Annotated in this window: 8 protein-coding genes; 5 read left to right on the forward strand and 3 right to left on the reverse strand. The window is 69.2% G+C overall.

The window, feature by feature from the left end:
• Positions 1–8 precede the first annotated feature (8 nt).
• Positions 9–1,124 carry a magnesium and cobalt transport protein CorA gene (locus StrepF001_RS30110; RefSeq protein WP_129801352.1) on the reverse strand — a complete coding sequence of 372 codons (1,116 nt, stop codon included), beginning with the start codon at positions 1,122–1,124 and terminating at the stop codon, positions 9–11.
• Between the two features lie 462 nt (positions 1,125–1,586).
• On the opposite strand from StrepF001_RS30110, the gene StrepF001_RS30115 reads away from it, so the two are divergent.
• The 4 genes from StrepF001_RS30115 to StrepF001_RS30130 all read left to right on the forward strand — a co-directional run bounded on the left by StrepF001_RS30115 (position 1,587) and on the right by StrepF001_RS30130 (position 4,722).
• The gene (locus StrepF001_RS30115; protein WP_129801353.1) at positions 1,587–2,171 is read left to right on the forward strand and encodes a suppressor of fused domain protein; all 585 of its coding nucleotides are present in this window, start codon (positions 1,587–1,589) and stop codon (positions 2,169–2,171) included.
• Positions 2,172–2,279: 108 nt separating this feature from the next.
• Complete coding sequence (locus StrepF001_RS30120; protein ID WP_129801354.1) at positions 2,280–2,921, forward strand: DUF6758 family protein; 642 nt, start codon at positions 2,280–2,282, stop codon at positions 2,919–2,921.
• A 281-nt stretch (positions 2,922–3,202) separates the two neighbouring features.
• Complete coding sequence (locus tag StrepF001_RS30125; protein WP_129801355.1) at positions 3,203–4,060, forward strand: PHP domain-containing protein; 858 nt, start codon at positions 3,203–3,205, stop codon at positions 4,058–4,060.
• Positions 4,061–4,116: 56 nt separating this feature from the next.
• On the forward strand, positions 4,117–4,722 hold the full coding sequence (locus tag StrepF001_RS30130) for a MarC family protein (RefSeq protein ID WP_129801356.1): 606 nt from the start codon (positions 4,117–4,119) through the stop codon (positions 4,720–4,722).
• Between the two features lie 82 nt (positions 4,723–4,804).
• Here the strand turns inward: StrepF001_RS30130 and StrepF001_RS30135 are convergent, their stop codons facing one another.
• Positions 4,805–4,957, reverse strand: coding sequence for a hypothetical protein (locus tag StrepF001_RS30135; RefSeq protein ID WP_129801357.1), 153 nt, complete (start codon positions 4,955–4,957; stop codon positions 4,805–4,807).
• Positions 4,958–5,173: 216 nt separating this feature from the next.
• On the opposite strand from StrepF001_RS30135, the gene StrepF001_RS30140 reads away from it, so the two are divergent.
• Positions 5,174–6,076, forward strand: a complete 903-nt coding sequence (locus StrepF001_RS30140; RefSeq protein ID WP_129801358.1) for an NYN domain-containing protein — start codon at positions 5,174–5,176, stop codon at positions 6,074–6,076.
• A 30-nt stretch (positions 6,077–6,106) separates the two neighbouring features.
• On the opposite strand, the gene StrepF001_RS30145 is transcribed toward StrepF001_RS30140, so the two are convergent.
• Positions 6,107–6,950, reverse strand: an 844-nt coding sequence (locus tag StrepF001_RS30145) for an alpha/beta hydrolase (RefSeq protein ID WP_129801359.1), incomplete at its 5' end; no start/stop codon positions are given.

The following is a 6,950-nucleotide window of genomic DNA, read 5'->3' on the forward strand; positions in this document are numbered from 1 at the left end:
GAGGCCGCTCACAGCCATCCGTTGCGCTTCAGCGTCCGGTGGATGCCGAAGCAGATCATCGCCGTGATCCCGAGCACCATCGGGTACCCGAACTTCCAGCGCAGTTCCGGCATGTAATCGAAGTTCATGCCGTACACACCACAGACCATCGTCGGTACGGCGATGATCGCGGCCCAGGACGTGATCTTGCGCATGTCCTCGTTCTGCGCGACGGACGCCTGCGCGAGGTTGGCCTGGAGAATGGAGTTGAGCAGCTCGTCGAAGCCGGTCACCTGCTCCTGCACCCGGGCCAGGTGGTCGGCGACGTCCCGGAAGTACTTCTGGATGTCGGGGTCGATCAGCCGCATCGGCCGCTCACTGAGCAGCTGCAGCGGCCGCATCAGCGGCTGCACCGCCCGCCTGAACTCCATGACCTCACGCTTGAGCTGGTAGATCCGACCGGCGTCGGTACCCCGCGGCGCGCCCTTCCGGCCTGGCGAGAACACCTCCGTCTCCACCTCGTCGATGTCGTCCTGCACCGCGTCGGCGACCGCGATGTAACCGTCCACGACGTGGTCGGCGATCGCGTGCAGCACCGCCGAGGGGCCCTTGGCGAGCAGCTCGGGGTCGTCCTGCAGCCGGTGCCTGAGCGCCCGCAGGGAGCCCTGGCCGCCGTGCCGGACGGTGATGAAGAAGTCCCGGCCGGTGAAGCACATCACCTCGCCGGTCTCGACGACCTGGCTGTTGGCGGTGAGTTCGTCGTGCTCGACGTAGTGGATGGTCTTGAAGACGGTGAACAGGGAGTCGTCGTAGCGCTCCAGCTTCGGCCGCTGGTGCGCCTGGACGGCGTCCTCGACCGCCAGCGGGTGCAGCCCGAACTCACTGGCGATACCGGCGAATTCGGCCTCGGTCGGCTCGTGCAGACCGATCCACACGAAGCCCCCGTCGCGCCGCACCCGGCGCATCGCCTCGTGCGGGGTCAGCGGCTGCGACGACTGGATGCGGGCGCCGTCGCGGTAGATGGCGCAGTCGACGACGGCGGAGGTCGTCCCGGGGTCGCGCGTGGTGTCGTACGCCCCGGTGTCCTTGCGCAGCAGGGGACGCGACGGGCGGACCGCAGCTCGGAGGTCGCGGATCATCGACATGGCAGGCTCCTTCGCAACGAGCAGCGAAAGTCCGCTGCGACGGGTGGAACTGCCCGGAATGGGGACGTCCTGACTTGCGGGATGTTTGGCACGTCCACAAAGCGGGGAGCACCGCACCGTCGCGGTGGTGACCTTCGTTGCTGATTCAGCTGCTGATGCAGGTCAGACAGATCAGGCAAAGCGAAACGAAGTGCTCTTCCGCGTGGAGATACGCAACGAGAGGTGGCAGCCGGCAGAGCCAGAGCTACGTCAGCGGTCGGAAGAGCGGGTGGTACTGCACGGTCGACTTCGGTCCATTGCAGCCCCACCTCCTCCGGCCGGTCCCTCGTAAGGGAGTGTCGTCGGCGTCGGGACTTGACCGCGACGCTTCTGCGTGCTGCCCCGAACCTGGCCAAGAGTATCAGCCGACTGCAGTGTCAAGGCGCTCGTTTGCCCGGTCCTGACGAGTTCTATGCTCGCTGCATGGCTGATGTTCTCCCTTTGGTCGAGGCCCGGTTGCGCACCGCGCTGGGTGAACCGGACGCACGCGCCGCGGTCACCTTCCTCGGTACGGACCGCATCGAGGTGCTGCGTTTCCAGGAAGGGGACGTCGTCCGTTACGCCACGCTCGGCATGTCCGCCCAGCCCATGGCCGACCCCACCGCGATGCTCGCCGACCCGGTCAAGGGGCCCCGCGCCGAGCTGGTTCTCTCCGTGCGGTCCGGTGTCGCCGACACCGACAAGGTGCTCCGTCCGCTCGCCGTGCTCGCCGCGTCTCCGCAGGTCGAGGGCGTGGTCGTGGCACCCGGCGCCTCGCTCGACGTCGGCGAGCCGCTGTGGCCCGGCGCCCCGTTCACCTCCGTCCTGGTGGCAGAGCCCGGCGGGCTGGTCGAGGACCTGGAGCTGGACGAGCCCCTCGATCCCGTACGGTTCCTGCCCCTGCTGCCCATGACTCCCAACGAGGCCGCGTGGAAGCGGGTGCACGGCGCGCAGGCCCTCCAGGAGCGGTGGCTGACCCAGGGGACGGACCTCAGGGACCCGGTCCGCAAGTCTGTTCCACTGGACTGAATCCTTGAGTGAGGAAGCTCACCCAACATCTTTTCCCGGCCCGGGCGTTCCGTCCGGACGGGTGATCGTCCTTGACGTGGCGCAGCCGGGGTAGGACCGTGGAGCCCTATGAGGGGCGAACCCAGTTGCCCGAAGTGTGGTGGCCGGGTCAGGGCTCCCGGACTCTTCGCCGATTCCTGGCAGTGCGATGTCCACGGCACCGTGCATCCGCTGCAGCCCGTGATCCCGCCCAGCGTCGAGGCCCTCAGTGTCGTGGTGCATCGCACGCAGGTGCCGGTGTGGATGCCGTGGCCGCTACCGGTCGGCTGGCTGTTCACGGGCGTGGCCTGCGCCGGTGACGACCGAAGCGGCGGCCGCGCCACGGCCGTGGCCTGCTCCGGACCGGGCCCGCTCGGCGGCATAGGCGAACTGATCCTGGTCGCCGAGGAACTCGGCGTCGGCCTCGGCGCGCGGTACGCGGGCATCGACGGGCCGGACCCGGGGCCGTACATGGACGTCGGTAAGCCGCCCCAGGCCAAGGTGCTGGCCGCCGGCCGCCCCACTCCGCTCTGGCACGTCTCCGGCGGTCCGGCCGACCGGGCGGTCTTCGCGGGCGAGGCGCGCGGGCTGTGGCTGTGGGCGGTCGTCTGGCCCGAGCAGTCGGGGCTGTTGATGTACGACGAGCTGGTGCTGACGGATGTGCGGGACGCGGGGGCCGAGGTGGATCTGGTGCCGTGCGGGGCGTTGTCGCCGCGCTTGCTTCATCCGTAGGGGCGGGTGAGGTTCGGGGCGCGTTGAGGGCGATGGCCGGGTGCGGGTCGTCGTTGGTTGATCGCGCCCACGGTGGGGGCCCCGCTCATGGGGGTCCCCCCGCTCGAGCGAAGCCGAGAGTGGGGGAGAAGCCGCATATCGACACAGCCTCGCGCCCCTGGCGGCGCTGACGGGCTGCCTGTAGGGGGCGAACCGGCGTTTCGATTGTGACAACGGCAGGCCCATCGACCCGCTATCCTTGGGGCGTCCCTGCCGTCCCGTCATCGCCTGGAGTCCGCGTCGTGCGCATAGATCTGCACACCCACTCCACCGCTTCCGACGGTACGGACACCCCGGCCGAGCTTGTGCGCAATGCCGCCGCGGCCGGACTGGACGTCGTCGCGCTGACCGACCATGACACCACCCGCGGGCATGCCGAGGCGATCGCCGCGCTGCCGGAGGGGCTCACTCTTGTCACCGGCGCCGAGCTGTCCTGCCGTATCGACGGCATCAGCATGCACATGCTCGCCTACCTCTTCGATGCCGAGGAGCCCACGCTGCTCGCCGAGCGCGAGCTGGTGCGCGACGACCGGGTGCCGCGGGCCAAGGGCATGATCGCCAAGCTGAACGAGCTGGGCGTGCCGGTCACCTGGGAGCAGGTCGCCCGGATCGCCGGTGACGGCTCGGTCGGCAGGCCGCACGTTGCTTCCGCGTTGGTCGAGCTGGGTGTCGTACCGACCGTGGGCGACGCGTTCACGCAGGACTGGCTGGCCGACGGCGGGCGGGCCTACGTGGAGAAGCACGAGACCGATCCCTTCGAGGCGATCCGGCTGATCAAGGGCGCGGGTGGCGTTGCGGTGTTCGCGCATCCCGGCGCCGCCAAGCGGGGGCGGACGGTGCCGGAATCGGCGATCGTCGAGCTGGCCGTCGCCGGGCTCGACGGCATCGAGGTCGACCACATGGACCACGACCCGGACACCCGGGCGCGGCTGCGCGGGCTGGCCAAGGAGCTGGGGCTGCTGGTCACCGGTTCCAGCGACTACCACGGCAGCCGCAAGACCGTCTCGCTGGGCGAGTACGCGACCGACCCCGAGGTGTACGGGGAGATCACCCGGAGGGCGACCGGGGCGTTCCCGGTGCCGGGGACCGGCGGGGCCTGAGGCGCACCACCCCCCCGCTCACGTCCGTTCGCTTCTCGCAAGGCCTGTACTTCCCCATGTTCGACGTCGCCGTCTTCGGCTCTCTCTTTCTGACCCTTTTTGTCATCATGGATCCCCCTGGGATCACCCCGATCTTCCTCGCCCTGACCGCGGGGCGGCCCGCCAAGGTGCAGAAGCGGATGGCGTTCCAGGCCGTCTGTGTGGCCGGCGGTGTCATCACCGTCTTCGGGGTGCTCGGGCATCAGATCCTCAACTACCTGCACGTGTCCGTGCCCGCGCTGATGATCGCCGGCGGGCTGCTGCTCCTGCTGATCGCGCTCGACCTGCTCACCGGCAAGACGGACGAACCCAAGCAGACCAAGGACGTCAACGTCGCCCTCGTACCGCTGGGCATGCCGCTGCTGGCGGGACCCGGTGCGATCGTGTCGGTCATCCTGGCCGTGCAGAAGGCGGACAGCGTCGGCACGCAGGTGTCGGTGTGGTCCGCCATCCTCGCCATCCATGTCGTCCTGTGGCTGGTGATGCGCTACTCCCTGGTGATCATCCGGATCATCAAGGACGGCGGTGTCGTCCTCGTGACGCGGCTCGCGGGGATGATGCTCTCCGCGATCGCCGTGCAGCAGATCATCAACGGGGTCACCCAGGTGATCCAGGGCAGCTAGCGTTGTCCTGCCCCGGCGGCAACAGCAGGGCCCCGTACGGTGTGACCGTACGGGGCCCTGAAGCTTGGATGGGTGATCCGTGTTATGAAGCCGAGGTGTCGGCCGGACGGATCCACAGTCGCTGTCCGATGGCGGCGGCTTGCTGAACGATCCGGTTGACGGAGGCGGCGTCCACGACGGTCGTGTCCACGGGCGTGCCGTCCACGTCGTCGAGTCGCATGATTTCGAAGCGCATGGCTTCTCCCTTCGTCTGGTCATCCTCCTGAGGAGAACTACTGATGGAGGGCCCATGGGGCGGATGTGCCCCGGGTTCCATGGATATGGAACAGCACGCTTGTTACAAACATTCCCTACGCTAAAGAAAATTTTCGAACGGCTAACTACTGTCTGGTAAGCCGCTGGTTCGAGACTAACCGGGACTGGTTGTGTTCGCAGCGTGACCAGCGGGACAATGGAGTCAATGAACGACGACCTCGCGGCTTTGTCCGCCCGTATCGACCGCACGAACGAGCTGCTGCAGCGCATGCTCGCCGAGGTGGCGAAGACACCCTCGACCCACGCCATCTTTGTCGACGCCGGGTATCTGTATGCGGCCGCGGGACGGCTCGTCGCCGGCACCGAGGACCGGCGGGCCTTCGACCTCGACGCCGAAGGGCTGATCGATGCGCTCATCGACCGGGCCCGCACGGTCTTCGCGGACAGCCGGCTGCTGCGGGTCTACTGGTACGACGGCGCCCGGCGCCGTATCCACACCGCCGAGCAGCAGTCCATCGCCGAACTGCCCGACGTGAAGGTCCGCCTGGGCAACCTCAACGCCAACAACCAGCAAAAGGGCGTCGATTCACTGATCCGGACCGACCTGGAGTCCCTCGCCCGGCACCGCGCCATCAGCGACGCGGCCCTCCTCGGCGGCGACGAGGACCTGGTGTCGGCGGTCGAGGCGGCGCAGGGATACGGCGCGCGGGTGCACCTGTGGGGCATCGAGGCGCCCGAGGGCCGCAACCAGGCGGAGCCCCTCCTCTGGGAGGTCGACAGCCAGCGCACCCTCGACCTCGAATTCTTCAAGCCGTACGTCTCCCGGCGCACCGCCGCCTACGAGGCCACCGCCGCCACCCGGCCCAGCCGGGAGGACGTCCGCTTCGTCGGCGCGCAGATCGCGGCGAAGTGGCTGGCCGCGCGAGGGCGGGAGGCTCTGGTGGAACTGCTGCCCGGCCATCCGTATCTCCCCGGCTCCGTGGACCAGGACCTGCTGGTGGAGGCGGAGGGCATCCTTCAGTACTCGCTGCGCGGCCAGGCGGACCTGCGCCGGTCACTGCGGGACGGGTTCTGGAACCATCTGCAGGCGCAGTACTGACGGGTTCTGGAACCACCTGCGGACGCAGTGCTAACGGGGCACGCGATCCCAGAAGTCGGCGATCGCGTGGGCCGTCGGCAGGGGCTGGTCCGCGTTCGGTGAGTGCTCGGCGCGCTCCACGACCGTGCGGTGCGCACCCAGCCGTGCGGCCATGTCGTCCAGCAGCGGCACCGGCCAGGTGTCGTCGCGTGCACCCGACAGAACGTGGAACGGCAGCGGAACCCCGGCGAGTTCGGCGACCCGGTCCGGCTCCGTGCACAACTGGCGGCCCGTCGCCATGAGTTGGGCCGGTTTGTTGCCGAGCCAGCGGCGGCGCAGCAGTTCCGGACCGCCGAGGCCACGGGCCGGCCCGCCCACGTCCTCCGGTGGGCCCATGGCCTGGATCGCCTCCCACACCTCGGTCATGTTCATCACGGAGAGCGCGTCCCGCAACAGCTTCACGCGCTGCTGCTGGGAGACGGAGATCTGCGCCGGGCCCGAGGCCATGAAGGTGAGCGAGACGAAGGGGGAGTGGTCGACCAGGGCCGCGGCCCGGGCGATCTGCCCGCCCAGAGAATGCCCGAGGAGATGCACCGGCGTGCCGAAGGCCTCGGCCTGGGCGAGCACGTCCCGTGCCAACTCGGGCTGCGTGTACACCGATTCGTCGTCCGCCGGTCCGTCCGACTCGAACTGCCCCCGTCCGTCCACGGCCACCGTCCGGTACCCGCGCTCGGCGAGCGGCCCCTGCATCAGACGGAAGTCCTCCTTGCTGCCGGTGAAACCGGGCAGCAGCAACGCCGTTCCCTTGTGCTCGACGCCGGGTGCCACGGGCGTGTCGACGACGGCGAACTCCCCGCGCCCGGTGCGCAGGGGGTAGGCGCGGGCGCCGGGGGGC

It is taken from the genome of Streptomyces sp. F001 (assembly GCF_004187715.1).
Classification (GTDB): domain Bacteria; phylum Actinomycetota; class Actinomycetes; order Streptomycetales; family Streptomycetaceae; genus Streptomyces; species Streptomyces flavusporus.

Bases quoted from the DNA above. Each gene is read 5' to 3' on its own strand.
- StrepF001_RS30110 (WP_129801352.1), bottom strand. From the start codon at position 1,124: ATGTCGATGATCCGCGACCTCCGAGCTGCGGTCCGCCCGTCGCGTCCC.
- StrepF001_RS30115 (WP_129801353.1), top strand. From the start codon at position 1,587: ATGGCTGATGTTCTCCCTTTGGTCGAGGCCCGGTTGCGCACCGCGCTG.
- StrepF001_RS30120 (WP_129801354.1), top strand. From the start codon at position 2,280: ATGAGGGGCGAACCCAGTTGCCCGAAGTGTGGTGGCCGGGTCAGGGCT.
- StrepF001_RS30130 (WP_129801356.1), top strand. From the start codon at position 4,117: ATGTTCGACGTCGCCGTCTTCGGCTCTCTCTTTCTGACCCTTTTTGTC.
- StrepF001_RS30135 (WP_129801357.1), bottom strand. From the start codon at position 4,957: ATGCGCTTCGAAATCATGCGACTCGACGACGTGGACGGCACGCCCGTG.
- StrepF001_RS30140 (WP_129801358.1), top strand. From the start codon at position 5,174: ATGGAGTCAATGAACGACGACCTCGCGGCTTTGTCCGCCCGTATCGAC.